The 25869-nt window shown below is 49.1% G+C and carries 23 protein-coding genes and 2 tRNA genes; 6 read left to right on the top strand and 19 right to left on the bottom strand.

The window, feature by feature from the left end:
• The coding region (locus tag AB1690_08270; GenBank protein ID MEW6015302.1) for a hypothetical protein at positions 1-553 on the top strand (553 nt) is incomplete at its 5' end.
• A 77-nt stretch (positions 554-630) separates the two neighbouring features.
• Here AB1690_08270 and AB1690_08265 read toward each other — a convergent pair.
• From AB1690_08265 to AB1690_08225, 9 genes are all read right to left on the bottom strand, one after another.
• Positions 631-2055 (bottom strand): GWxTD domain-containing protein, encoded by a 1425-nt coding sequence (locus AB1690_08265; protein MEW6015301.1) that lies wholly within the window; start codon positions 2053-2055, stop codon positions 631-633.
• A gap of 21 nt (positions 2056-2076) precedes the next feature.
• Positions 2077-3402 (bottom strand): GWxTD domain-containing protein, encoded by a 1326-nt coding sequence (locus AB1690_08260; GenBank protein MEW6015300.1) that lies wholly within the window; start codon positions 3400-3402, stop codon positions 2077-2079.
• 68 nt (positions 3403-3470) lie between these two features.
• Positions 3471-4712 (bottom strand): ABC transporter permease, encoded by a 1242-nt coding sequence (locus AB1690_08255; protein MEW6015299.1) that lies wholly within the window; start codon positions 4710-4712, stop codon positions 3471-3473.
• A gap of 10 nt (positions 4713-4722) precedes the next feature.
• Entirely contained in the window at positions 4723-5943 is a 1221-nt protein-coding gene (locus AB1690_08250) for an ABC transporter permease (protein MEW6015298.1), read from the bottom strand.
• On the bottom strand, positions 5940-6656 hold the full coding sequence (locus AB1690_08245; protein ID MEW6015297.1) for an ABC transporter ATP-binding protein: 717 nt from the start codon (positions 6654-6656) through the stop codon (positions 5940-5942). Before AB1690_08245 ends, AB1690_08250 begins: the two co-directional genes overlap by 4 nt.
• Complete coding sequence (locus tag AB1690_08240) at positions 6656-7963, bottom strand: efflux RND transporter periplasmic adaptor subunit (GenBank protein ID MEW6015296.1); 1308 nt, start codon at positions 7961-7963, stop codon at positions 6656-6658. Before AB1690_08240 ends, AB1690_08245 begins: the two co-directional genes overlap by 1 nt.
• A 29-nt stretch (positions 7964-7992) precedes the next feature.
• The gene (locus AB1690_08235) at positions 7993-9303 is read right to left on the bottom strand and encodes a TolC family protein (protein ID MEW6015295.1); all 1311 of its coding nucleotides are present in this window, start codon (positions 9301-9303) and stop codon (positions 7993-7995) included.
• 30 nt (positions 9304-9333) lie between these two features.
• Positions 9334-10110, bottom strand: a complete 777-nt coding sequence (locus AB1690_08230; GenBank protein ID MEW6015294.1) for a YIP1 family protein — start codon at positions 10108-10110, stop codon at positions 9334-9336.
• A gap of 156 nt (positions 10111-10266) precedes the next feature.
• On the bottom strand, positions 10267-11799 hold the full coding sequence (locus AB1690_08225) for an anti-sigma factor (GenBank protein ID MEW6015293.1): 1533 nt from the start codon (positions 11797-11799) through the stop codon (positions 10267-10269).
• A gap of 232 nt (positions 11800-12031) precedes the next feature.
• Here AB1690_08225 and AB1690_08220 point away from each other — a divergent pair, with 232 nt between their 5' ends.
• From AB1690_08220 to AB1690_08210, 3 genes are all read left to right on the top strand, one after another.
• Positions 12032-14110, top strand: a complete 2079-nt coding sequence (locus AB1690_08220; protein ID MEW6015292.1) for a tetratricopeptide repeat protein — start codon at positions 12032-12034, stop codon at positions 14108-14110.
• A 2-nt stretch (positions 14111-14112) separates the two neighbouring features.
• Positions 14113-14424, top strand: coding sequence for a two-CW domain-containing protein (locus tag AB1690_08215; protein MEW6015291.1), 312 nt, complete (start codon positions 14113-14115; stop codon positions 14422-14424).
• A gap of 150 nt (positions 14425-14574) precedes the next feature.
• Positions 14575-16461, top strand: a complete 1887-nt coding sequence (locus tag AB1690_08210; GenBank protein ID MEW6015290.1) for a S9 family peptidase — start codon at positions 14575-14577, stop codon at positions 16459-16461.
• Between the two features lie 13 nt (positions 16462-16474).
• On the opposite strand, the gene AB1690_08205 is transcribed toward AB1690_08210, so the two are convergent.
• Positions 16475-16888: a secondary thiamine-phosphate synthase enzyme YjbQ gene (locus AB1690_08205; protein MEW6015289.1), complete on the bottom strand. Its 414-nt coding sequence runs from the start codon at positions 16886-16888 to the stop codon at positions 16475-16477.
• Positions 16885-17397, bottom strand: a complete 513-nt coding sequence (locus AB1690_08200) for an SPOR domain-containing protein (GenBank protein ID MEW6015288.1) — start codon at positions 17395-17397, stop codon at positions 16885-16887. The genes AB1690_08205 and AB1690_08200 overlap by 4 nt, the downstream gene beginning before the upstream one ends.
• A 145-nt stretch (positions 17398-17542) precedes the next feature.
• Here AB1690_08200 and AB1690_08195 point away from each other — a divergent pair, with 145 nt between their 5' ends.
• Positions 17543-18553: a cysteine synthase family protein gene (locus tag AB1690_08195; GenBank protein ID MEW6015287.1), complete on the top strand. Its 1011-nt coding sequence runs from the start codon at positions 17543-17545 to the stop codon at positions 18551-18553.
• Positions 18554-18558: 5 nt separating this feature from the next.
• A complete protein-coding gene (locus tag AB1690_08190) occupies positions 18559-19248 on the top strand; it encodes a DUF1573 domain-containing protein (GenBank protein ID MEW6015286.1) in 690 nt (229 codons plus the stop codon).
• Positions 19249-19600: 352 nt separating this feature from the next.
• Here AB1690_08190 and AB1690_08185 read toward each other — a convergent pair whose 3' ends face one another.
• The 8 genes from AB1690_08185 to AB1690_08150 all read right to left on the bottom strand — a co-directional run.
• On the bottom strand, positions 19601-21055 hold the full coding sequence (locus AB1690_08185) for an RtcB family protein (GenBank protein MEW6015285.1): 1455 nt from the start codon (positions 21053-21055) through the stop codon (positions 19601-19603).
• The gene (locus AB1690_08180; protein ID MEW6015284.1) at positions 21052-21477 is read right to left on the bottom strand and encodes an archease; all 426 of its coding nucleotides are present in this window, start codon (positions 21475-21477) and stop codon (positions 21052-21054) included. Before AB1690_08180 ends, AB1690_08185 begins: the two co-directional genes overlap by 4 nt.
• Before the next feature lie 61 nt (positions 21478-21538).
• Positions 21539-21727, bottom strand: coding sequence for a 4Fe-4S binding protein (locus tag AB1690_08175; GenBank protein MEW6015283.1), 189 nt, complete (start codon positions 21725-21727; stop codon positions 21539-21541).
• A gap of 145 nt (positions 21728-21872) precedes the next feature.
• Positions 21873-22793: a T9SS type A sorting domain-containing protein gene (locus AB1690_08170; GenBank protein ID MEW6015282.1), complete on the bottom strand. Its 921-nt coding sequence runs from the start codon at positions 22791-22793 to the stop codon at positions 21873-21875.
• Positions 22794-23432: 639 nt separating this feature from the next.
• Positions 23433-23504: transfer RNA gene (locus AB1690_08165), tRNA-Cys, on the bottom strand.
• 9 nt (positions 23505-23513) lie between these two features.
• Positions 23514-23586, bottom strand: a tRNA-Gly gene (locus AB1690_08160).
• A 72-nt stretch (positions 23587-23658) separates the two neighbouring features.
• Positions 23659-25161, bottom strand: coding sequence for a glycogen synthase GlgA (glgA, locus tag AB1690_08155; GenBank protein MEW6015281.1), 1503 nt, complete (start codon positions 25159-25161; stop codon positions 23659-23661).
• Between the two features lie 5 nt (positions 25162-25166).
• Positions 25167-25869 (bottom strand): DUF4931 domain-containing protein (locus tag AB1690_08150; protein ID MEW6015280.1); only part of this gene is annotated, 703 nt, incomplete at its 5' end.

The following is a 25869-nucleotide window of genomic DNA, read 5'->3' as shown; positions in this document are numbered from 1 at the left end:
ATGCACACAGGCTCCGCTTTCGAAACAGGAGCTTGCTGTCGGTGACAGCACACAACTTGAGATAATATTTTCCACGGGACATTATACCAAACGTCAGTCGAAGAGACCGACCATCAGCACCAATGAGGGTCCGGAACTCAAGAGCGTTCAGATATTATGCGACGTTGTGACCAATCCCGATTCTACCTATCCGATAATCATTAAGCCGTATAAGTTCGATATCTCTCAGTTTGGAGAAAAAGAGCGCAGCTCAATGGATTTTACTATTCAGAATGTCTCCGACCTTGACCTGGAGCTTGCCTTAATTGATATGCCGGCGAATATGTTCAAGGTAACCTTGCCTAAGAAGATTAAAGCGGGCGAGACAGCCAAAGGGAAATTTGCGCTACAGAAAGAATATATCCCGAAGGAATTCGAGAAATCGATTACAATCGAACTTAATGATAATGCTAAGACTCGATTCACGGTTCCGGTCAAACGGACTATCCGGATTCCGGGAGCCCCGCAGACATCGACTACTCCCCCCGGAAAGACAGCCGGACAGGGGCATTAAGAGTCTCCCCTAAATTGCCAAAAACCCGGATTCAATAGAATCCGGGTTTTTTTATTTCGATAATATTACAGACGGAATTAATAGATTTCCAGATTCTGCTCTTTAATTTTGGCGTCCCAATCGCTGTCGAAGAGTTCTCCCGGCGCGGTCGAATGCACCAACTTGTAATCGCCATAACCGGTGGCATCCTCAAAGATAAAAAGCGCCCCGCCTCGAATGGAATGATAGTACCATCTTTCCCAGGGATGGCTATACGCCGGCGCTACTATTTCCTCGCGATCGTCCCACTGTCCGTACTGCATTAGAACCCTGCCCCGGTCGGTTCGCCATCCATCCAACCCTTCCGGTCGCAGAGAGAAATTCTGATTGGCGTAATTAAATCTCCGCAGGGCATCGTCAAGATACTCGTTCTGTTCCGTGCCGGGCGTGGGGTCCTTATCCTTGAAATACTGATTGATATAACGCACCTTCCCGGAGTCATTAAGGCCATTAAAAACCGCCAGTTCCTGGGCCGAGAAGAGATACCGCACCAGATTGGATTTCATCTCCAGTGAAGCCGTGTCCAGTGGGGATTTCATGGTGTACTTGACAGCTTCCGGCAAAACGCCGCTTTGGGGAAAAATCATGAAGCGGCTGTAAGCCGTAGCCACCCCGTTAGTGGATGGGTCAGTAGCCGTCAGGCTTAAAAGATAACGACCGGCAGGCCAGTTTTCGATGCTCAGGGCATTGGCGATTACTGAGGTTGCCCCCGGTTTTTCTTTAATGATTTCTCCAAAATCCTGCATCAAGGAACCGTCAGAGCGAAAGGCCCGATAAGAAATTTTAAAGGTCTGCTCGGACAGTGTATCATAGGCGAGGTTGTACAGCTCCGCATAGACAAAAATAACGCTATCGTCTTCAGAGTAGATTCCCATCGGATTGGGAATAATCTCATAGCCGTTTTTGACCAGGCGGTTGTTGTATCTTCCGACAGAATCATCAACCGTTTCGATGCGTGACGCCAGCTCCAGACTGCTCAAAGACAGGCGGTCATAGATAACCGAGGGAATCTCGATGCGGTCATAGAGGAAAGCGCCTTCCCTCTTGCTGGAGACATCAATTACAGATAGTTTTCCCCTGTAAACCCCGGCCGGCAGCATCATGCTCAATTTGTTAAAGAGTCTGATGTTTTCCCTTCCGGCATCAACGGAATCGAGAGCTCGGGAATAGAAATAGGTGCTGACCGAATCGACCGCGGTTCCGAGCGTATCGGTAATCACTACTTCCGCAAAAACCGCCGCGCGCAGGTCTGAGGAACCGCTGTCGTACGGCAGGAAGGTGAACTGATTTCTGCCGGCAGAAAAGGGGAACTCAATATAAATCTCCGGTCCGGTTTCCGGAGAGCCAAACAGGTATATTCCAGCCTGAATCGATAACCGGCCGCCTTCGGCAGACTGCCCCCAAAGAGGCGCCGCCACGCAGGCGCAGGACAGCACAATCAGTAAAATGGAAAATCGTTTCATTTATAAAAAGTCCTCCCTGAACTAACGATATATACCATCATATGGATACTGCAGGCGATAATCACCGTCGCCCCAATCGTCCACAAAGAGAAATCGCCTGACACGGTCGGTCTGGAAATAGTGCCAGATCTGATAGGCTTTCCGGTCCAGTTCGAAGGGAAAATCTTCAATCTGGTCGGGTTCGCCGTAAGTGATATAGATTCTGCCCCGGTCGGTAAGCCAGCCCTCCTTTCTCATGATGGAGAAATACCGGTTGGCAAATTCGATCTTTCGATAATATTCCCGCTTGATTTCGTTCTCTCTGGTTCCCGGGGTAGGGTCGCGGGAATACCAGAACTCGTTCCAGAGTTTGAGTTTTTCTTCCGAATTCGGGGCATTTTTAAACGCCTTCATTTCCGCGTCACTGGCGATATATTTCAACTGGGTAACCGCCTTATCAAAGTCGTGACGGACCAGGGCGTCCGGCGACCAGTGCAGATTGAAGGATTCTCTGACATTGTCTATAATCCGCCCCCGCCGTCCTCTGAGGACTATGTCCAGAGAATATTGCCCCGCCTTCAATCCAGAGAGAGTAATTTTCCGTATCTGCCTGATAATATCGCTATCGAACCGCGAGGTCAAAGTGTCACGGTAAACGGTATTCAGTTTGTAATCCAGAACCTGGGTTTCGATGAAAACATCTTCCCTTTCATCGGTTCCCTGGTATAATTCCTGGTAATATAAGACCGCCGCCGCGGAATCGCCGCCGAAATCACGACCGACGGCCGGAATCATGGTTTTGTCCCCTTTGAGAAAAAGTGAGTCATGAAAAACGGTGTCAACCAGAGAGACAAATTCGACCCCGGAGATCTGGGGCGTTTTCCGGTCATACTTATTCAGGTCGAGCTTGAAATTCTTCCGGCTTGATTGCTGCGAATTCTGGTCGGTGAGAACGCACTCCACTTTGTATTTTCCCGACGGCAAATCCAGATTAATCTGGCTTACCTGAAAATCTCGCTCGGAAATCGTTTTCTCGTAAGAAGCGGCTGCAAAGCTGCGGGTCCGACTCTGAGCGGTGACCTGACGATTATCATTGTCGCTGACTGTAACATTTATTTCAAAATTCGCCTGATAGCTATTGTCCTTCTTGACGAACAAGAGATTCTTGTTAAATATGCGGTAATAAATTTCCAGACGAATCATCCCCTCCGTTTCAGAGCGAAACTGGGCATAATCGACCTGGATATCGGGCTTGGAGATAGCGTTGTGGTCGGGGAAAACTGCCTGGGCTGTTACCCCTGCAGATGCCAGGAAGAGGAGGATAAAAACTGTCCACCAATGGAAAAGACAATATAATTTACTTAACATATTCACCTATATGAATATACGTCTGACAATCTATGGCGATGCAGGGAAAATGGCAACTGTAATCTGGGTTACTCGTAACGCAATGACTCTATTGGGTCTACACTTGCCGCACGATATGCGGGATACATACCGGCGACCAGTCCGACTGAGACCGCAACTACGAAGCCGAGAGTCACATAAAGGGGGGAAACGCCAAACGGGAGTGGTGAGGCGGCGCCTATCAGCAGGGCCGTCAATAAACCTGCCATTATGCCCAGGATTCCCCCGGAACCGGAAAGGGTCATAGCCTCAATCAGGAACTGCCAGAGGATATTGCGGCGGCGGGCGCCAATCGCTTTTCTAACGCCGATTTCACGGGTGCGCTCGGTCACCGATACCAGCATGATATTCATAACGCCAACCCCACCTACCATCAGTCCCACTGATGATATGACGATCATGGCTATATAGATATACTTAGTGATATTTCCCACCATTTCCCTCAGGTTTTCCTGCCCGAAAATCGCAAAATCATTGTCTTTGTCATATGGCACCTTACGCAGCTTCCTTAAAGCCACAGTGATTTCTTCCCGCGCCTTATCAATCTTATCTAATGATTTGGCGCTGACGGCAAGGGTCAGCTCTTCATCCCAGGGGTAATGCTTCATGAGTGTCTCCAGCGGAATCGCTACCTTATTATTCTCCCCGTCATCGAACATCGATTCCTTCTTCTCAAAGATACCTATTACCGTGAAACGGTCATTATTCACCCTTATCTGCTCCCCCAACGGGTCCTGGTCGGGAAATAACGCTTCCTTAATATCGGAACCGATCACGCAGACAGCCGCTCTGGTCTCATTGTCCAGCTGGCTAATGAATCTTCCGGCAGTGAGCGGAGTAACCCGCACTTTCGTGTATTCGGGGAGCACCCCCACGACAGCCGGACGGTTTGCCTTACGCCCTTTATATTTTATGACATTTCCTGATGGCGCCCAATAGTGGTTCTCCGGCGAAACCGCCGCCACTGAAGGACAGTTCTGCTCAATCGCCATCGCCTCTTCTATTGTTATCCCTTTGCGATTCCGCTCTTCATCAGTCAAGTCATCGTAATCCACTTCTGGCGGGTACTTGGAGACAAAGAGAATATTGCTGCCCAGTTCATCAATTGAGCCCTGAACGGCATTATCCAGCCCCTTAATAAGGGACGACATGGCAATCACCGACCAGACCCCTATCAATACGCCCAGGATGGTCAGAGAGGAGCGGAATTTGTTGGAGAGTAGCGAATGCAGCGCCAGCGAAATTCCTTCTTTCATCTCCACTATGGTCATCGCTTCCCTCTCATTCGTAACTCAGCGCCTTGACCGGCTGTAAGCGCGCCGCTTTCATTGCCGGATAGATTCCAAAAAACAGACCGGTTCCGGTCGATATAACAAGACCGATGGCGATAGCAAAAAGGGACGGCGTCATATTCATGTTTATCAGATTTATCAAAATATCCCCCAGCACCACGCCTATGGTTATGCCAATGATTCCGCCGGCGAGGGAAAGAACCAGGGACTCGAAGAGAAATTGCAGAAGAATATTTTTCTGCTTCGCCCCAATTGATTTGCGAATGCCTATCTCCCGCGTTCTCTCGGTCACAGACACCATCATAATATTCATTATGATTATGCCGCCAACAATCAGCGCTATGGAGGATATTGCCACCAATCCGAAGCGGATATACTTGGTAACATCATTCAGCGCCGCCATGACGGCATCAGCGGTAACCATCCCAAAATCATCGTCCTTGTTGTAGGGAACATGCCGTATGGAGCGAAGCACCACCCGGGCTTCATCCATCGCTTCCGGAAGCTTCTCCACAGAAACCGCCTTGACAAATATATCCAGATTATTTCCTTGTTCCCCCAGGTCTTTAACGAAAGCGTGATACGGCACAAAAACGAAACGGTCATGGTCTTCGCCGAAGGCGGAGCCCCGTTTCTTGGCAATCCCTATTATGTCGTATTTTACGTTATTGATTTTCATGGACTTTCCAATCGGGTCGGTCCCCGGGAACAACTCTTCCGCGATGGTGGCTCCAATGAATGCCAGGCGGCTTCCGGTCCGGTCCTCTTCATAAGTGAAATGCCGCCCCTGTCCCAGTTCGATATCGACAATTTCCAGTATATTGGCAGTCGCCCCTCCAATTACAACATTTCGCAACCTGTGACGCTCCCGCCTGACCTCGGCTATTGTGTAAGTCCGCGCCGCCACTTTTTCGCAGGAGCGGCAGCCGGCTTCAATCTCATCCATATACCGGTACTCCAGCGGTTTCCGCTTCAAGGCTTCAAAGAAGGCATCTTCATTCATGATAATGCCGAAGCGGGTAACTATGAAGGTCGAGGGACCCAGGCTTTCCAGTTCCGATTTGATTGACTGCGATAATCCTTCCAGCGCTGAGACAATCGTGATAACGGAAGAGACACCGATGACGACTCCCAGGAGAGTCAAAGATGTCCTCAGTTTATTTGCCCTGAGAGCATTGAGGGCCATCTTAAATATTTCCCAGACAATCATAGCTTGGTGCCGTTGGCTACTTTCTGTTCCGCCGTGACCTTTTCGTCACGGTCAATTCTGCCGTCACGGATATGAAGCACCCGGTCGGCATAAGTCGCGATGTCCGGTTCGTGAGTAACAATTATTATGGTATTGCCGGCGTGATGGAGTCTTGAGAAAAGCTGCATAATCTCCATACCGGTCTTGGTGTCGAGGTTTCCGGTCGGTTCATCAGCCAACAACAGGGATGGTTCATTTACCAACGCCCGGGCAATCGCCACCCGCTGGCGCTGACCGCCGGAAAGTTCATTGGGCTTGTGCAGCATCCGGTCGGCAAGGTCCACTATGGAAAGCGCCCTGCGCGCTTTTTCCAGGCGCTGCTCTCGGGGAGTGCCATTGTATATTAATGGCAATTCGACATTATGAAGCGCCGTGGCGCGCGGCATCAGATTGAACGTCTGGAAGACAAAGCCAATCTGCCGGTTCCGAATCACCGCCAGTTCGTCATCATCAAGCTGGCTCACCAGTTTGCCATTGAAGTAGTATTCGCCCTGTGTTGGTGTATCCAGACAACCGATGAGATTCATAAGGGTCGATTTGCCCGAACCGGAAGGACCCATTATTGCAACATAATCTCCCTTCTCAATCTTAATCGACACATCCTGGAGGGCGTGGACGATTGCCGCACCCATTTCATAAGTCTTCCAGATATTCCTCGTTTCAATAAGCGCCATTACTTGATCTCTCCCGGGGTGGCTTTTTTCTCGAGCTCTACCAGGTCGCCGTTCTTGATGCTTCTGAGAATCTTAAAAGGTCCGCTTATAACGGTGTCAGTCTCGCTCAACCCGGTGATTATTTCGATATTCTTCTGGTCCGCAATTCCGGTTTCTACCGGAACAAAAACCGCTTTCCCGTCCCGCAGGACAAATACTCCTTTAATATCTTTTGCCTTCTCGTCCTTCTTGGAGTCGGTCGTCGTCAGATGAGTATCGGAGGCGGCATAAACTGCTTCCGTACCAACTACCGGTTCGCTCTTAGCTTCGACCTTGGCGGAATCAAGAATGTCCGGGGGGCGCATAACAATAGCGCCGTACGGCACCGATAAGACCTTTTCCCGTTTATTGGTCAGAATGTCTACCGAAGCCGACATACCGGGCCTGATATTCTCCTGGCTTCCCTTGAAGAGAACTTTCACTTTGAAATTGGTTGACTGGTCGGCGCCCATATTGCTCTTCACGGCGGTGTTGCCGATTTCGGTCACTTCACCCTCAAACACCGAATCCGGGAAGGCATCGATTTCGATATGCGCCAGCTGTTTGTTCTGTATCTTGGTTATCTCGGTTTCATCAACATCCACTTCCGCCTCAAAGGCGTCCAGATTGGAGATAATCATGAGCGTCTTTCCCTGCGTGAAAGCGGTCTGCGCCTGCGCTATCTCGCCCACCTCGACATCAAGGAAGGTGACTACGCCATCCATCGGGGCGCGGATTTCCGTCTTGCGAAGATTATCCACGGCTTTCTCAAAAAGGGCATTACCCTGTTTTGCCTGACTTGACATCGCTTCATAATTATACTTGTTATTCAGGTAGGCATATTCAGCGTTCTTATAAGCGGTTTCAGAGGTCAACTTCCGCTCATAGAGTTGCTTCTGCCTCTCATATTCTTCTTCCGCCTGCAAATAATTGGCGTGGGCGGCTTCTTTACGGGCGTTTATCTCCTCCAGAGAGTGTCGAAACTGCTCAACATCCTTCTGAAGCTGCACCGTGTCAAGTTGAATCAATAACTGCCCACGATTGACCCGGTCCCCTTCTTTAACCCCAATGCCGATAACCTTGGCATTAACTTCGGCAGTGATATTGACGCGGGTCTTGGGTTGAATCCACCCGGAAGCGGAGACTTCCTCGACCAAATCCTGGCGGCTCACCGGCTCCGCCTGCACTTTGGTTTTGGCTTCCCCACCGCTAAAGAGATTCGCCAGCACGATAATCAGAACGGCCGCCACCGACAGCCAGATTATCAGCTTTTTCTTTTTGGTTTTCATTCCACTAAGTCCTCTTTGATGCTGCCTGGTCACCTTTTGCCCATGGCATTTTCCAACCTGGCGATGGCCAGATTCAGGTCGAATTCCGCCTGAATTTTGCTGTTTTGGGCCGTTATTAAACTTACTTGGGCATCGAGAAGCTCCAAAATGGTAGCAGCTCCCAGATTGTATTTTTCCTGAACCAAAGCCATATCCTCTGTCGCCGCCGATTCATTCTCATCGGCAAGCTTAAGAGCCTCGAATGCTTTGTTCATATCGAGATAAGCCTTCTTGATTTCATTGGCAACCGAATTGCGTTGATAATGATAGGCCACCCGGGCATCGTTAAGTGATGCCTTGGCGCTCGCCATTGCCGCCTTGCGGCTGAAATTGTCGAAGATTGTAAAGTCCAGCGAAGTACTAATGGTCCAGCGGGCATCGTCATCACTGAAGTCATTTACCATCCCCCAGTATTCGTTAGTCCAACCCCGCGAGACCCGGACCGAAACCGATGGAGCATAGCGTCCCCAAATTGATTTCACTCCATAGCGGGCGGCGCTCAGTTTGCTCTCGGTTGACAGGAGTCCCGGGTGATTGGACAATCCGAATTTCAACGCTTCGTTTTCAGAGCCGGAATAGTCACGTTTGGGCGTTTCGCGCGAAAACTCGATATCGGAGTTGACGTCGATTCCAATCAGGTAAGCAAGATTAGCGCGATTAATGGAGACGGCATTCTCGGCTTCTAAGAGCGATAACTTGTCATTTCCGTACTGCACTTTGGCTTTAAGAACGTCCGACTTCGAAGCCGAGCCGACATCAAACTTCGACTGCGCCAGTTTCAACTGTTCTTCTCCCCGCTTGACCGCCTCTTCCCTGATTTCCTTGGTTCTTTCGGAGGCAAGATAAGAATAATAGGTGGTCTTTACGGTCAGAATTAAATTCTGCTCGGTCTGCTCGGAAAGATATTTGTAGTAGCTTTTGTCGGCGCGGGCACCGAGGTAATTGAATATATTCTGGCCGCCGTCAAAAACGGTCAGACCGGCAGAGAGGCCAAGGTCATAATTCTTGGTAATACCGCTGGTCTGATACAACTGGTCTTGAATCACCCTGACGCCGGGTTCGGAATTGATTTGCGTGACAGAACCGCCGGCCGAGATATTGGGAAGAAAAGCCCCGAATGACTGCCACAGGACGCCATCGGCTCTTTTAACCTGACCACGGGCGCGAACTACATCGGGATGATTCTTCAGCGCTTCCGTTATACAATCATCCAGGGACAAAACTCGCGCCTCAGAAAATTCGGGCGCCATCATAAAGAGAAAAAGTGTCGCAAGAAATAAGATTCGTTTGAATATCATCATTCCATCTCCTATCTGATTCTTTATACCACTTTAATAAGTAATTGAGCCGCCGGCTAACAGGTTTACGAAAGCCACCAGCAAAATGAAAACTATCCATACCGGAAATAATACGTAAGCGAATTTCTTCGGTTTCATAAGATAGACCGCGCCCAAACCGATACAGGTTACGATGATTCGCCAGACCGTGAAGAGGTCAATCTGCCTCAGGAAATAATGGAGGAAAGAGCCGTCATCAAACGGCTTCAACAAGCCCAGTCCGGTATATACATACATCGAGTTTTTCGATAACATCAATAGACCCCGAGCAGTATCTCCAAGCGCTCCAATTACGGCAGAATAAACAACCACATTCAAGATTATCCAGAAATTTGCCTTTCCGCCAAAAAGAAAATTCCCGGCAATCAGTCCCAGCAGACCGACTATCACCGATATGACAAGCGGCCAACCAATATAGATTAACGGGTAGTACCATTTGAAACGATTTTCCTGGGCGTCGCGAAAGCTCTTGTCAACCTGACTCTTGACTTCTTCCCACTGCGCGGCCGGCATCTGGTCTTTCCATTTCTCCAAATTGGCCATGACCCTCGGGTAGGAATCTTTGGCGACAATGGGGCTGACCATATATCCGCCGGGTCCAAAGAGGCCGCCCAGAATGGCAATCAACAGAAGAGCGATAATCCAGTCGGTCCGGCCCGTAAGTTTCGGAAACAGAGAGCCCGGGGCGCTGAACAACATAATCAGCCGCTGTATCGGATTCGGTTTCTCCGACAAGGATTGATCAGGCAGTGAGGGGTTCTGATTATCCATATAATTCTCCATATTGTTACGGAGTTTAGAAAATATAGTTGCCTGTTATTTGCTGTGCGTCCGATTTTAATTTCACCGATGCGGTCTTCAATATAATAAATTCCAGCGAAAAAAAAAGCCGGCACGAGCGGTGCCGGCTCCCAAAATCAGCAAACTCTATTTCCGCACCAGAATCGCCTTGATGGAGGGAAATCCTATAGGGTCGTTTTCCACCATCCGATACCAGTTGGTCATTCGGTTATGCTGCGTATGCGCTATCCGACTGGAAATCTGCGAATAACTCGGCATCAATCCTTCAGAAGAGAGCAGAATCAGCGGAAAATTCGTGGTGGAATCATAATTGTCCGGTTCCAAAGATATAAACACGGTGCCGGTTCTTACCGTAGAAGCAACGCTGTCCGCCAAGACTATGCGGGTGACACCGGCGGGAAGATTATTAAGGAAATCCTCCCCGGGTATATCTGGCACCTTGGTGCTCGATGAGTGGGGATTGCTATTGTCGGCCCGATTGAAATCAGTGAAAGGTCCTGTCGTCAATATCCCGCTGGATATAGGATTCAGATACTGGCTTGATTGCGCTTCCAGCCAGCTTGGTTTGGTAATCGAGGCAAAACTGGCGCGCGGTTGCAGGTAAGGGGAAATCACCCAGCCTTTGTAATGCCAACCGGTGCCGGTCAAATTCACAATGTCGTCATATACCAGCGAATCGGGAAGTATCCGCTCAATCAAGTACCCGCGCACCCTGGTCGTATAGGCGATAGAGGTCGGGTAAAAGGTCAAAGGCGGCATCTTAAACACTTTGATTTCAGTGACCACCACGTTGCTGTTATTTATGTGGGTGATGGTATCAGTATATGTGATGGTATCAGTAGTGAGATTCACGGGGTACAGAATCGAGTCGTATTTCAAAGTAATTTGGACAAAAGTATCGAGATAGAAGGGATACGGCAGGGTATAACTGTTGTTGGTGTCAAGCCGTTCATTGGTCAGCCAGATGAAATTGCGTATCTCCTGCAGGGAATCGAGATTTACAGTGTCAATACTGATAATCTGCGGCGGATTGGAGTTGTCCCAGGTGGTATCAATGTTGAAGGACAAACGAACGCCGGCGCCAAGAGTGAGCGCCGCGTTAGTCGTATCATTGATGAAAACTGAATCGTAATTGTAAAATCCGAACCAAAGGCCGCTGGCTTCATTGCTGTTGGGATTGCCATCAGTAGGCGTTTGAATGAAATACCCGGCCTGAAGCAGCCAGAGGTCAATGGGAAAGACCAGCTTCATCGGGCGCAGTCTCGGCTCCACCACCAGGTCTTTCAGCATCACAGGGCCCATGGAATCAGGCTGAGGGTCAGGGAAACGCTCTATCGAAACACAGAGATATTTATAATTGAGAATATCAAAATCAGTGGTCCAGACCGAGTCAATCCGATTACCGGCAGTGTCTGAGAACCGATACAGGCGGCTGTCCCAGTTAAACTTTCCCAGAGAGACACTGTTGTCATCCTCGTCTACCGCCCAGAGTTCATAAATCATCCCTGGGGGGGGAGTTGGCAGACGGGAGGGTGTCAGGAAAATGTCGGTCGATGACGCCGGAGCAATAATATCATCGGGCTGCGCGCAGCCACTGATGATAGCCAGAATCAGGGCGGATAAGGCAAAGAACAACAAGCGATTACGGCGCCTGTACATAAATCAATTTCCTCCTCAAAAAGCTATTTAAAACCACAATAAGCGATTATACCTCAAAGAATTCCGGCTGTCAAGCCCATTTTGCAAAAAATCCTGCCGCTCTCCTTTGAGCCACGCCAGCCTCTGCTTAATCTAAAGTACAGACGGACAAGGTCGATAATTAGATTAAATGATTTCTCATTTAGCCCTGGAGTGAACCTTGAAAATATGTCCAAACTGCAAGGCGCAAAATATGTTTGATGGAGCGCAATTCTGCAAAGATTGCGGCTATTCCCTTACCGACGAGAACGCCAATACCCAGCGACAGGATAACGTCGCTACGGAAAGCGAAGTTGACTTCGTTGTAACCGAATCAGGCCATACTTCAGCGCCGGAGTTGATCGGGCTTGACCGGAAAAAAGACCACAAATCTGATGAAGAAGAGTTTGAAATTAAGTCAACAGCCAGTCTGTTGGATGATGAAGCGGTTACCCCAGGTGCCGCCACCGCCCCATTCAAAGGCGAAAACGACCTGATTGGCGAATCGGCTCCCCCTATTCCCCCTGTAGTTGCAGCCACTGACGAGTCAAAGAAACCGGCTGAGACCGCAGAGCAGTCGAAAGATAAGGAAAAGAAAGATTTCAAAAAACTGTCGCAAGAAGAGTTGGAAGCTGTCAATCGTAACCTGTACGGACCGCATGTTCCGGCGGGAAAACAGGCGAAACCAACCTCCGAAAGAGGGGAACTTTCCGAAAAACTTCGCAAGAATATTGATGAATTGAGCGACAGGCAGAAATCCAACGAAGGTGGCATAAAGGCGATTGACGACCCGGCTCAAAACGGCGCCGTTCTGAAAACACACAAGGTGCGCGGAGTGGCGTTTTATCGCAAGAATTTCATTCAGATTGTGGGGAACCCCTATCTGCATAACGGGGACGAGTTGACCGTTAACGAGAAAACCTATATTCTCAGAGAAAAGAAGATAAGCCGTAATATGGCGATTGGCATTTTCACGGGGATTTTGGCTGTCGTACTTGTTATTGTCGGGCTGCAGCTGATAAATCCGACCATATCCGGGGAAGGTGAAATTGTCGGCATGCTGTTGGATGAAAATCGCCAACCGGTGCTGGAGAAGGCGCGGATTTCTATACCAAGCCTCAATAAGACCACCACGACCAACGCCCAGGGATTTTTCCGGTTTGACCTGGTCCCAACTGGGACTTATGAAATCGTTTACGAACTGGGCGACCGCTACACCGGCAAAGGGAACGCCACAGTCACCGGCGGGCAGACCACGCTCATGACGTTCGGCTTCAGCGAGGGTCGTCAGGTTGCATCCTCATCTCGCACCGAAACGACCGCCCGCAGCGCTCAACAGCAAAACAGCGCTTCACAGCCCCCTACCCGGGCGACGCAGCAGGCGACATCCAGCGCCAGCAATAAGAACCAGCCTTCCTATGGCAGCATCAAGCTGGCGGCTAATGTCACCGATGCGCGGCTTTCAGTCGATGACAAAATTTTGGGCTCCGGTAATGTGATTTACGGTCGTATTCCGGTCGGACGTCACCGCGTTAAAGTCGAGCGGCAGGGATATGCCGAGTACTCCACAGTGGTCGATATCGATTCAGACCAGATTGTCACGGTTACGGCAAATCTTACTCCGCAATCTCGAGCTGCCGAGACCGGTACCGCCGACAGCCATATGAGCAAGGGAAATACCGCTTTCGCCGAGAAGAACTATGCCAAGGCAATCGCCGAGTATTCCAAGGCGCTCGAAATATCCCCGAATCTGAAAGAGGCTTATGCCAAGCGGGCGGAAGCCTATGGCAAGAACGGCAATTCCGAAGCGGCTGCCGATGATTATATAAGGCTGGGCGAAATCTATCGGGTCGCCAAAAATAATGTCAAAGCAATTAACGCCTTTACCTCGGCACTGGCATACCAGCCGAAAGACAAAATCGCCCTGGTGGGCCGCGGCGGAGCGAGACTGGACAACGGCGACTATCGTCCGGCTCTCATAGACTATGAGGAAGCCCTCAAGATTGACAACCAGTTCTATCCGGCGCTGCTTGGAGGAGGCATGGCGCATTTCCGTCTGGGCAACAACAAACAGGCGGACAAATATTTCAAGAATGCTTATAAACTCAACCAGAGTGACCCCTATCTGTTTCAGAACATGATGCTTAACTACCTGGCTCTTGATGATATCAAAAATATCAGAAAGATTTATGCCGAATACAAAACAGTGGCATCCCCGTCCGAACTGGCGGAATTTAAAACGTCCAGCCGTTATGAGCCTGTCATGAGACTGATTAAAGAGGAAGACAGGTAGGGATGTCCTATAAGCTGAACTGCTGGGAGTTTCGCAACTGCGGGCTGGAGCCGGGAGGAATCCTGGCAAAGATACACGGGGAATGCCCCGTGCCGCGAGAGATGAAAAAAGACGGGGTAAATGGCGGTATCGGCGCCGGAAGAAGTTGCTGGGCAGTTGTCAATTCCTGCCATGCCGTCAATCGCATCGCCGGCCGCAATCGCCGGCGTTCCTGCCTCGAATGCGAATTCTATCGACGGGTAGTCTGCGAGGAAGACTTGCAGTCAACGCTTTGTGAGGAAGACTTTCTGACCTCCCAGAAAATTCATATTTAGCGACCATAGACCAGGCGCAAAATCCCAGGCGGGGGCATATGCACCCCGCTTTTTTCTTGATTTTCTTTCCATTATGGTACTGATTTCTTATAATAGTATGAAAAGAGCAATTGAGTGAAATCTAAGACCCTTTATATTCCTGAGGTAAAAATGAAGTCATTTGCAGCGTTTGCCGCAGTTTTGTTCTTAAGTTTCGGCTTATCTGTCGCAGAGGAAGCAGAACCGCAGAATTTCTTCCCGCGTCCTTATATTCCGCGGATTGAAACCTTTGTCAAGATTGGTAGCGTCAGCTCCCCTTTTATCAATCGCTCTACTGGCGAACTGCTTTTTAGAAGTTCCATGAGCGGCGCCCCGCAGCTGTACCGTTTGACCAATGACGGTTGGCCCTATCAGTTGACTCTGCTCAACGACGGTATCGACTGGTATAGCGTTTCCAATAATGGTCGTCTGGCAATAATCGGGGCATCGGCGGGAGGCTCCGAGCAATCGCAGCTCTATCTTCTGGATACTCACGAGGGAAAACTGAAAAAGTTGACCGACCAGAAGGATGTTCAGCATGGCTCCGTAATCTGGATGCCCGACGATCGCGGTTTCTATTTCCGCTCTAACGAAGAAAGCAGGAAAGACTTCAAACTTTACTCTTATGATCTGGCGACCGCGCAAAGCCGCAAGATTTTCGATGAGAACGGCTCCAATTATATTTACGACATTTCTCCCGATGGGCGATACCTGGCGGTAATTCGGTTCCATTCCAACTATAACACCGACCTGCTTCTGCTGGACTTAAATTCCGGAAAAGCGGAACTGATGACACCGCATGAGGGCGATATCATTTTTGACGAGCCGACAATAATGCCCGGAAATAAATTCATCTACCTGCTTTCAAACGGCAACTCCGAAGGAATTCCAAAGCGCGCCCGTCTGGAAGTCGCCACCAAAAAGTTAGAATTTCTCGACCCGGATGAGCGCTGGACGATTGACGGTCTTTCGTTCTCTCCCGACCACTCCCTGATGGTATGGCTGGTTAATAAAGAGGGATTATCGGAAGTGAGAATCTGGGATTTTAACCGCAACCGTCTGTTGCCCTCGCCTCCTATCTATGGCGTGGTGAGCTCCACCTTCATCACCGATGAGGCGAGGCTATATTTTGCCTACACCAGCGCCGTCAAGACCCAGGATATCTGGCGCTGGGATTGCGGCAGCGGCGAGCTGCGGAAGATGACCCATTCCATCTATGCCGGAATTGACCCGTCTCTATTCGTGGAGCCACAATTGATTAAATACAAGTCCTTTGACGGTCTGGAAGTGCCGGCGTTTCTGTACCTCCCCCCTGATTTTGAAGGAAAGCCGATTCCTTTTATCATTCATGCCCATGGAGGACCGGAGAGCCAATTCCGCCCTTATTTCCAGAGGAATTTTCAGTATCTGCTGCTTAACGGCTACGGTATTCTTGCGCCTAATATTCGGGGCTCATCAGGATACGGCAAAGATTACCTGAATTTGGATAATTACAAGAAGCGCTTAAATTCGATTAAAGATATTAAAGCGGCGGCGGACTTCCTCATTTCGAATAATTATTCTACGAAAGGTCTGATAGGCATTAAGGGCGGAAGCTATGGCGGATATGTAGTCCTGGCGGCGATTACAGAATATCCTGACCTGTTCGGCGCCGCCGTTGACGAAGTTGGTATCGCCAATTTCCGGACTTTTCTGACAAACACCAAGGATTATCGCCGGCATCTCCGTGAAGCGGAGTACGGACCGATGGAGGACACCGCTTTTCTGGAGTCGATTTCGCCGATTCATAAAGCGCATCTTATCAAGACGCCGCTCCTGGTGGTCCACGGCGAAAACGACCCTCGCGTCCCGGTGGGTGAGGCGCGCCAGATATTGAAAGCGGTTGCCGAAAACGGCGGAGTCGTCGATTCCCTCATATTTCCCGATGAAGGGCATGGAGTCAGCAAGGTCGCAAACAGTCTGGTTTTATATAGAAAAATGGTCGATTTCTTTGATAGATATCTGAAGAAAGAGAATTGAGCCAGGGCGAATTCTATTCGCCGATTATCTTGATTATTACCCGTTTCTTTCTCTGACCGTCAAATTCGGCATAGTAGACCTGTTGCCATGGCCCCAGGTCGAGACGTCCTTCCGTCACCGGCAGCAGCACTTGATGACCAACCAGAAGATTTTTAAGATGAGCATCCCCGTTGTCTTCGCCGGTGCGATGATGCCGATAATCCCGACCGCTGGGGGCAATCTTCTCCAGCCATTCATCGATATCGGCAATCAACCCGCTTTCGGCATCGTTTACGTATACTCCGGCGGTTATATGCATAGCGGAAACCAGCGCCATCCCTTCGGATATCCCGCTCTTCTTCAGCGCCGAGGCGACTTTATCGGTGATATTCAGATATTCCCGTCTGCGCGATGTATTAAAGACCAGATATTCGGTGTAACTCTTCATTGGTCATTACGGGTAATCCAGTAATTGACGGAGTATTTATCCTGAAGTTCCCGTCCGACTTCACCGGCCCTGGCGGAGGACTCATAACCGCCGATGCGCACCCGAAAGTAATTTATGCCGTCAATGATGACGGCGGTAACGTATGCCTCATATCCTCTCTGACGGTACTTCTCGGCAAGCGCATTGGCGTAAGCCATATCGGTGGCGGCGGCAACCTGAATCGTATAAGGTCCCCCGGCCGGTATTTCTGGATTCGGCATCGGTTTCGGTATCGGCTCGGCGCCGCTCTCGGAGGGTATCATATTTGGCGTCTTGGCATATTCTGCCGCTGTTCCTGGCTGCCCGCCGCTGACGGTATCTTTCCCCCTTATGCTGTCGGGGACAGTCACCTGCGACTCGGCTTCGAGAACCTCTTTTTCTATCTCTGCCACTTTTTCCTTGTCTTTGCTACAGCCGCCAAGAAGAAAAGATAGCGTTATAAATATGATTGCAGTTCTTCCGCATTTCATTTTGATTTAACCTCCATTTTGGGCAATAAAGGCTCTCTCATTTGGAATTGTCAAGTTAAAATAAAGGCATCGGAAATTCTTTGACAAAATCGTTGAATTTATAAGAGGCACCTTGTAGAATACCGCAAACAAACAAAGGACGAATATGCAATACTACACAGATATTTTAGAAGTCATTGGAAACACCCCACTGGTAAAAATTAGCAATGGTTGTCGTGAAGGCGGACCACTGCTTCTGGCGAAACTGGAATTCACCAATCCCGGTGGGTCAGTAAAAGACCGTATGGCATCTTTTATACTCCGCAAAGCGATGGATGAGGGTCGTCTCAAGAAAGGCGATACGGTTATTGACAACACTTCAGGAAATACCGGCGTGGCGGTGGCAATGACCGCCGCCGTGCTCGGACTGAAGTCAATTCTGACGGTGCCGGACAAGACCAGCAAAGAGAAGATTGACCTGATAAGGTCATTTGGAGCCGAGGTAATTGTCACTCCGGCCGATGCCGATCATGATGACCCCCGTGGGTGCTACATGATGGCAATCAACCTGGCGAAGGAACATGGATATTTCCATATGAATCAATACCATAACCAGGATAATGTGCAAGCCCATTACCTGACCACCGGTCCGGAAATCTGGAACGCCACCAATGGTCGCATAACCCATTTTGTGGCTGGTATTGGCACCGGCGGGACATTTTCCGGAACGGCTAAGTTCTTGAAAGAGAAAAACAAAGATATTCGTGCCATTGCCGTGGATCCGGTCGGTTCGATTTTCTCCGAATGGATTAGAAAGCGAACGATGAGCAAGCCTGAAGCGTATAAGGTTGAAGGAATTGGTTCGGATACTGTAACTGAAGCTTTGTATCCGGACCTGGTCGATGAAGTGATAGCGGTAAAGGATATAGATGCGTTTGAGACGGCGCGCGAATTGGCAAAGAACGAAGGTATTTCGGCCGGCGGTTCCTCCGGCGCGGCAATCTGGGCAGCCCGAAAGGTCGCCAAGAACCTCGGGGCTGATGAAGTCGTAGTGGTTATGGTTCCTGATTCCGGCATGAGATATCTCAGCAAATGTTTTAATGATTCCTGGATGATGGAGCAGGGATTCCTGAGCAGGTCGGGCGCTGCCGCGAAGGCTGTCTCTACGGGAGAGTAAGACCGATGAATCTAATGCTAATTGCGGCAATATTTTTTATTTCAATATGCCTGACGGCCGCTCCCCTCTTTGCAGAATCGGGTGGGAGGGTACAGGTAGAAAATAATTTCTGGGATTTCGGCTCCGTTCCGGCCGATTTCAAGCTAATCCATTTTTTTAAGATTGGGAATGTAGGCGCCGATAACCTTCGTCTCCAAAAGATAATCTCGAACTGCGATTGCACCTCAGCCCATGTGCTGGATACGCTCATCCTACCGGGAGAAAATACCAGTCTCAAAATTACTTATAACACCCGTGATTTTTATGGGAAGAATGTGAAAAACGTAGTTGTGGAGACCAGCGATTCTTTAAGTCCCATAATTGAATTTGAGTATTCGGCCAATATCGAATATTTTCATAAACTGCACACCATTGAGCCAAAATATCTGACATTCTTGAAAGACCAGGAGAGGCGCGAAATCGCCCTGGTTAATCGCTCCAATATGCCGGTTGATTTTATCATCGAACAGGAACCAGACGAGCTATTCACACTCGACAAAAATTCCGGCACAGTTCCGCCTAATGAAAATAATCCGCTTATTATAAATGTTAGAAATGGGCTTCCGAAGGGAACTTATTACAGCAATTTTGCCGTAACATATTCCACAGAACCACCCCTGCGGCTAAGCGTGCCTGTTAAGATTGTCCGGTATTAGTGAGAAATAGCGAATTTCGGACACGCGATAATAATTTATCCCACATAGAATTACAGCAAAACACCAGAAACAGGATACGAGTCGTGAGGTGTTCGCTCGCTCGGTAATCAGAATAACCAGGGCAGCATTCGCGGCAGTTAAAACAAAAATTAAAATAAATCTTGACAAAGAACCGCCGATTTGGTTCAATATACGTAAGTTACGAGGGTGACTCTCTGCTGTCCCTGGGTAGTTTCCTAGCCCCCTCTACCCAACCAGAGTAGCGCCCTCTTTTTTTTGCCTGTTACAAAAACGAGCCATAGACTGAATTGGTCTATGGCTCAAAAATCGGCGAAGATTCTAAAATTCTGTTTCAGCCTTTGATATTTAAAACGGGAAAAAGACGCGCCACTTTTTTCGAGATACCGATGGCATCGACCGCGGCGACTACGTCATCTATATTTTTATAGGCGAAACCGGCCTCTTCTGCCAGACCTGGTAGATATCCGGTCTTGACCATCACACCGCTTGCCTGCATCTTCTGCTTGACTGCCTCTCCCCTGACGGTTCTCTTTGCTTGCATGCGCGACATTGTCCGTCCGGCGCCGTGCAAGGTTGAACCAAATGATTCCGAATCGGCTTTAGTGGTGCCGCAGAGGAGGGCTGAGCCTGTTTCCATTGAGCCTCCGACGATTACCGGCTGACCAACCGAACGGTATTTGGCGGGGACTTCGGAGCGTCCCGGCCCAAAAGAACGGGTCGCCCCTTTCCGATGAACCAGCAGTTTTTCCCGCTTTCCATCAATCTCATATTCTTCAATCTTGGCGATGTTGTGGGCTACGTCGTAAATAGTCTCAATCCCCAGCGCTTCGTCAGAGATTTCGAAGATGGCGCGAAAAGCTTGTCGCACCCCGGAGACAATAAGCTGTCTGTTGACAAAAGCGGCGTTGGCGGCACAAGCCATCGCCCGGAAATACCTCTGCCCTTCCTCCGAATCGACCGGCGCCGACATCAGCTCTCTGTCCCGGACAGTAAGCCCGTACTTTTTGGCGCATTTGTCAAACACTTCCAGGTAATCTGTGGCGATCTGGTGCCCAAAACCTCGTGAACCGCAGTGAATCGCAATCAGAACCTGATTGTCTCTATCAATCCCGAAAACTTCCGCCAGTTCTTTGTCATAGATATTTGCCCGGGCGGCAATCTCGATTTCGAGGTAATGATTGCCGGAGCCAAGAGTGCCCATCTGGTTAATCCCGCGGGAGATGGCTTTCTCCGAGACCGCCTTGTGATCGGCCTGCTCCAGTTTTCCCCGGTTCTCAATATGCTCAATATCCGTGGGAGTAGCATATCCATGCTCCAGACACCATTCCACCCCCTGCTCCATGACTTTGAAAAAATCGGGACGGCTCAGATTGAGAAATCCGCTGGCGCCCACCCCTGAGGGAATGGTGGCGAAGAGTTTGTTGAGCAATTCTTCCCTTTTGTCCTTTATGTCCTCAAAGCTCAGATTTGTCCGAAGAAGCCGCATCCCGCAGTTAATATCAAAGCCGATTCCCCCGGGAGAAATTATTCCATCTGAAAGAGAGAAAGCGGCAACACCGCCAATGGGGAAACCGTAACCGGAGTGACCATCCGGCATACAGTAAGCGTACCGTTTAATCCCCGGAAGACAGGCGACATTTGTTATCTGGTCGATAACTTTCTCATCGACACTGTCAATCAAAGCCGGGGAAGATAATATCCTCGCCGGCACCCTCATCCCCGGTTTGTAGTCCGGCGGAATCTCCCAGATATGATTTGAAATCTGAAGAAACTTTTCTTTTTTCATAGGTCTAATACCACCTCGCCGCGCCAAATATCGCCAATTCGCGCGACTGACAGTTTGTATAGTGTTACCGCTTTTATATCGATTTTTAGCCGTTGTCGGGATGGGTCAATATTGTCGCCATAGAGTCTTCCCGTGACTTTCCATGTAGGAGTATCCTCGCATTTAATGGCGCAATTCTTAAGAAGAAAATTCTCGGCATCTTTTAGAAAAATTATTTCCGACAGCCAGCGGTAAAAAAGGCTCTCCGGGTCATCACCGGCGATATCGATTTCAAAGCTGCGGTCACCCCGAAGGTCATCCGGTTCAACCATAAGAGCGGTCAGCCCCAGAGCGGCATCAATCAGCATTTCTGTTGGTGATGAACCGCTGGAAACCAGCCCGATATCGGCGCTGGTATGAGAATCGCTATACTGATACGGCATAGCTGCATTCCAAAAAAAACGCCGCTTCAATCAAAGCGGCGCAGAAAAGCATGAACGTTTATCATTCAGCCTTGATAATGCATTCCACCGGGCAGACGGCCACGCAATGGGGACCCCCATCCTGGTCCTCGCATTCATTGCAGGTCTCGGCATTAATTACATAGATGTCCCCTTCCGTGATGGAAGTTGTGGGACATTCCGGCAGGCACAATCCGCAGGCCGTGCATTCATCTGTTATAAACATCGCCATATCTACGCACCTCCAAAATTGATACGATGTCAAATTCCAATCAGCAGGAATATAGTACTTTTTATGGAACTGTAAAGTGAAAAATTGACTAAATCGAGGGCCAGATAAAGTCTACCAATTGGTAGATTTAATAAATCTCTGTCAGTTACTTGAGAAAAATAACCCGCCGCAATTGGCTTTGGGTATCATCGGAGATTTTGAGGAAATAAACCGCGCTGGAGAGCGGTTTCTCGACGCTTTCTTCCAGGTCCAATATCACTTTTTGAGAGCCGGTAACGACAAGATTCCTTCTTAAAAGCTCCTGTCCGAGTAAATTGTACAGACTGACAGTCAGGTTCTTTCTGCTCGAGGTAGAAACCGGAATAGAAAGTACAGAATTAAACGGATTTGGATAAGGTTGTCCTACTTGGAATCTCTGCGGTATCAACGGCTCCCGGTCCCCGGCGTCAAGAGGTTTATCCTGAAGGAACCTCATAAAATATATCAAGGGATAGTAACTTGAATCTGTCCCGATGATTATATAGGAAGCGAACATCGTATCATTGACGGCGGCGGCATTAAACTCGGCAGTTAAGTTTCCGGTCCCTCCGGCCGGCAACCATAATCTATTCGGAGATACTGTAACATCCGGGGACGATGAATAGATTTCGACTTCAATATCAACAATGGCTCTGCTTTCAACCGCGATTGTGTAGGAATTTATTTCATCCGGGATAAAGATTTTGTCGAATATCGACGGCGAAATACTTATTGGCGCCAGTTTACTTGAATCATATCTAAGTAAGTCCGAAAGCCTGCCACCGGCGCTGTCTATGGCCAGCACCGCCAGGTAAGAATGATGGGGAACGCTTGTACTTAAGTGAAGGGAATCAGCATCGCAGACTCCGGCGAGGGAGGAATTATTGATAAAACCGACGGTGTCATCCGAGTAACGGACTTCAAACATGGGCGGCGAGTTTCCGCCCGGTTTATGATTGTCGGAGTTATCCGTCCAGTCAAGCAGTTTCAGCCCGGCGCTGTATTCTTCATAGCATTCCAGAATCCGATAATCATCTCCGTTCCACAAAATATAACTCTGATCTAATATATTCAAGTTTACTAATCGTCCAATTTGAGGAGCAGTAAGGCACGGTTCCGACCAATCAAAAGCTGAGAGGATTTCACTCCCGGTCGCATGCGCCAAACCAACCGAAGTAGCAACTTCCACCCAAGTAAAAATATTGGAGGAATCGACTGAAACAGAGCCTTTCCATAGCAGAACCGTATCAGACAAGATTGGTGACAGTAATCTGGCATTCAGAGGCGTGCGGTGGTCCCCTGGGAATCCTGATAAACTGTCTATTCCTGATATTATTGTCTTGATTGAATCAATATATACGGGAGGGTTAGTTCTCCATTTCGTTAATATGGATGCTTCTTCCGTCATGCTTGGCACTCCAATTTTGGTTGGCGTATGGCTGAGATTTCCAAGAGAAATAGTGTGAAGGCCAGGATAAAACCAGAATACATCCACCCCTCCTCTGCCATTACTGTAAATTGTCATGCCGACGGGAGCGTTGTTTGAATCAGAATGGACAGAACTGCCAATCGCGAGGCAAGCCCAGACTGCTATGAATTTATAAACCGTTCCAGATTTTGAAATCACAGCGCTACCCTAAAGATAGGGTAATTTATAAAATATCGGAAGATTTTCAAGCAAAAAAATAGGCGGCTTCCGGAATCGAACCGGAGAATAGAGGTTTTGCAGACCTCCGCCTTACCGCTTGGCTAAGCCGCCAAAATTAAAAGCGGGAAACGGGGCTCGAACCCGCGACAGCCACCTTGGCAAGGTGGCGCTCTACCAACTGAGCTATTCCCGCATTAATTGCTATTAATATATATGCCAAATTGGCTTTGTCAACTTTTTTAGACAACTGTCCCGGTTTCTATAATTATACGCCCTTTCCGGCCCTTTCGCCCCTGTTTTCCTCAACTAATAGTCGATACAACTCCAGATATCTGACAGCCGCCTTCTCCCAGGAGAAATCCTGAGCCATCCCGGCTTTCATCAGTTTATACCAAAACTTTTTGCGAGCAAAGAGTTGAACTCCCCGCGAAATTGTTGCCAGAAGCTCATCGGGAGCATACTTCTCAAATACCAGACCGGTCCCGGTTTTCTTGTCCGGGTCAAAATCATCTACTGAATCGGCTAGCCCCCCTGTCTTCCGAACCAGCGGAACCGTGCCATATTTGAGGCTGTACATCTGATTCAGGCCGCTTGGCTCATATCGAGACGGCATCAAAAAGATATCGGCGCCGGCTTCAATCAAGTGAGCCATCTGATTATCAAATTCCAGGTAGGCTTTGAATTTGTCGGGATACTCCTGCTGCTTCTGCCTGAAAAACTGCATATATTTGACGTCACCCGTGCCAAGCAGTATAAATTGAAGGTCCAGCGACATCATTTGGTCAAAGATTTCGATGATAAGGTCGAGCCCTTTCTGGTTATCCAGACGGGAAATCATACCGAACAATGGGCTATCCATACGGATGGGCAATCCGGCTCTTCTGACCAGTTCCAGTTTATTCTTTTTCTTGCCGGAGAGATTGGCGGGAAAATAACGAAAAGGAATGAGCCTGTCGGCTCGGGGCGACCAAACGGAGTAGTCAACGCCGTTCAGGATGCCACTGAGGCGGTCACTTTTCCCGGCAAGAACCCCTTCCAAACCCATGCCGAATTCATTACTGCTGATTATTTCGCGGGCATATGTAGGTGAAACGGTTGTGATATAATCAGCGAAGATTATCGCCGCTTTCATGAAATTGATCTTGCCCCAGTATTCGAATGGTCCCGCGGCAGCAAAGTATGATTCGGGAAGTCCCAGTTTGGCGAATTCCTTGGCGTCAAACTGCCCCTGATAAGCCAGATTGTGGATTGTGAATATTATCCGGGATTTCCGGAGTGGTGATTGCTCCGGCTGGTCAATTTTAATATAAGGAGCCACCAGGGCGGTCTGCCAGTCGTTGAGATGGATAATATCAGGCTGCCAGTCATTTTTTTCCAGACTCTTAATTGCAGCCCGGCAGAAAAATATGAAACGCTCGGCATTGTCCGGATAATCTTGCCCGTCAGTAGGGTCGCCGTAAAGACCATCCCGGTCATAAAAATCTTCCTGCTCAATGAAAAGAAATTCCGCCCCTTTCCTCTTCTGATTAAGAATATGAAGCCCCCCGCGGCAACCGTTGTCGCCGACCTTGATTTCGAATTCGCTCAGTTTTTCCAGCTTCTGACCAAACTGCTCCCTGACCTGCCGGTAAAGAGGAATCAGGACGCGCACCTCCTGACCCATGTTTGTGAGAATCGACGGCAATACCCCGGAGATATCGGCCAGACCTCCGGTCTTAGCAAAAGGGACCGCTTCGGGGGTTATAAAGGCAATGCGTAGTCTATCCATGACACTCAACCGGCCAACGGTATACCGAAGAGCTTTTCTGCCTGAGCGGTATCAATACCTTTCATAAAAGCCGCCGCGTCTTCAGGACGGGTCGGATTAATATAAAATCCCGAGCCCCATTCAAACCCGGCCACCTTCGTCAACTTAGGAATTATCTCGATATGCCAGTGATAAACTTCATCATACTCATTACCAATCGGGGCGGTATGCATAATGAAATTGAAGGCCGGATTATTGAGGGCAATGCGTATCCGATTGAGCGTGTCTTTGAGCGCCTCTGCCAGATAGATATAGACATCCGGCGCCAAATCGGTCCAGTGCGCCATATGCTGCTTGGGGAGAAGCCAGGTCTCAAAGGGAAAACGCGACGCGAACGGCTCAAAAGTCATGAAATCGCCATAATCATTGACAATCCGGTCTTTGTCGGTCATTTCCTGTCGGATAATGTCGCAGAATATGCAGCGCTCTTTGAATTCGAAATATTTCTCCGCTCCCGCGATTTCTTCCGCGACCCGCTTGGGGATAATCGGCGTGGCTATCAGTTGGCTGTGACTGTGCTCCAGTGAGGCGCCGGCCGCTTCGCCATGATTCTTGAATATCAATATGTACTTAAATCTTCTATCTTTTTGAAGGTCCAGGGATCTTTCCCGATACGCCCAGAGGACATTCTTGATTTCTTCCACAGAAAGGTCGGCCAGATCTTTGGCG

This window comes from Candidatus Zixiibacteriota bacterium, from assembly GCA_040753495.1.
GTDB lineage: Bacteria > Zixibacteria > MSB-5A5 > GN15 > PGXB01 > DYGG01.
This window is presented reverse-complemented; position numbering and strand designations above follow the sequence as displayed.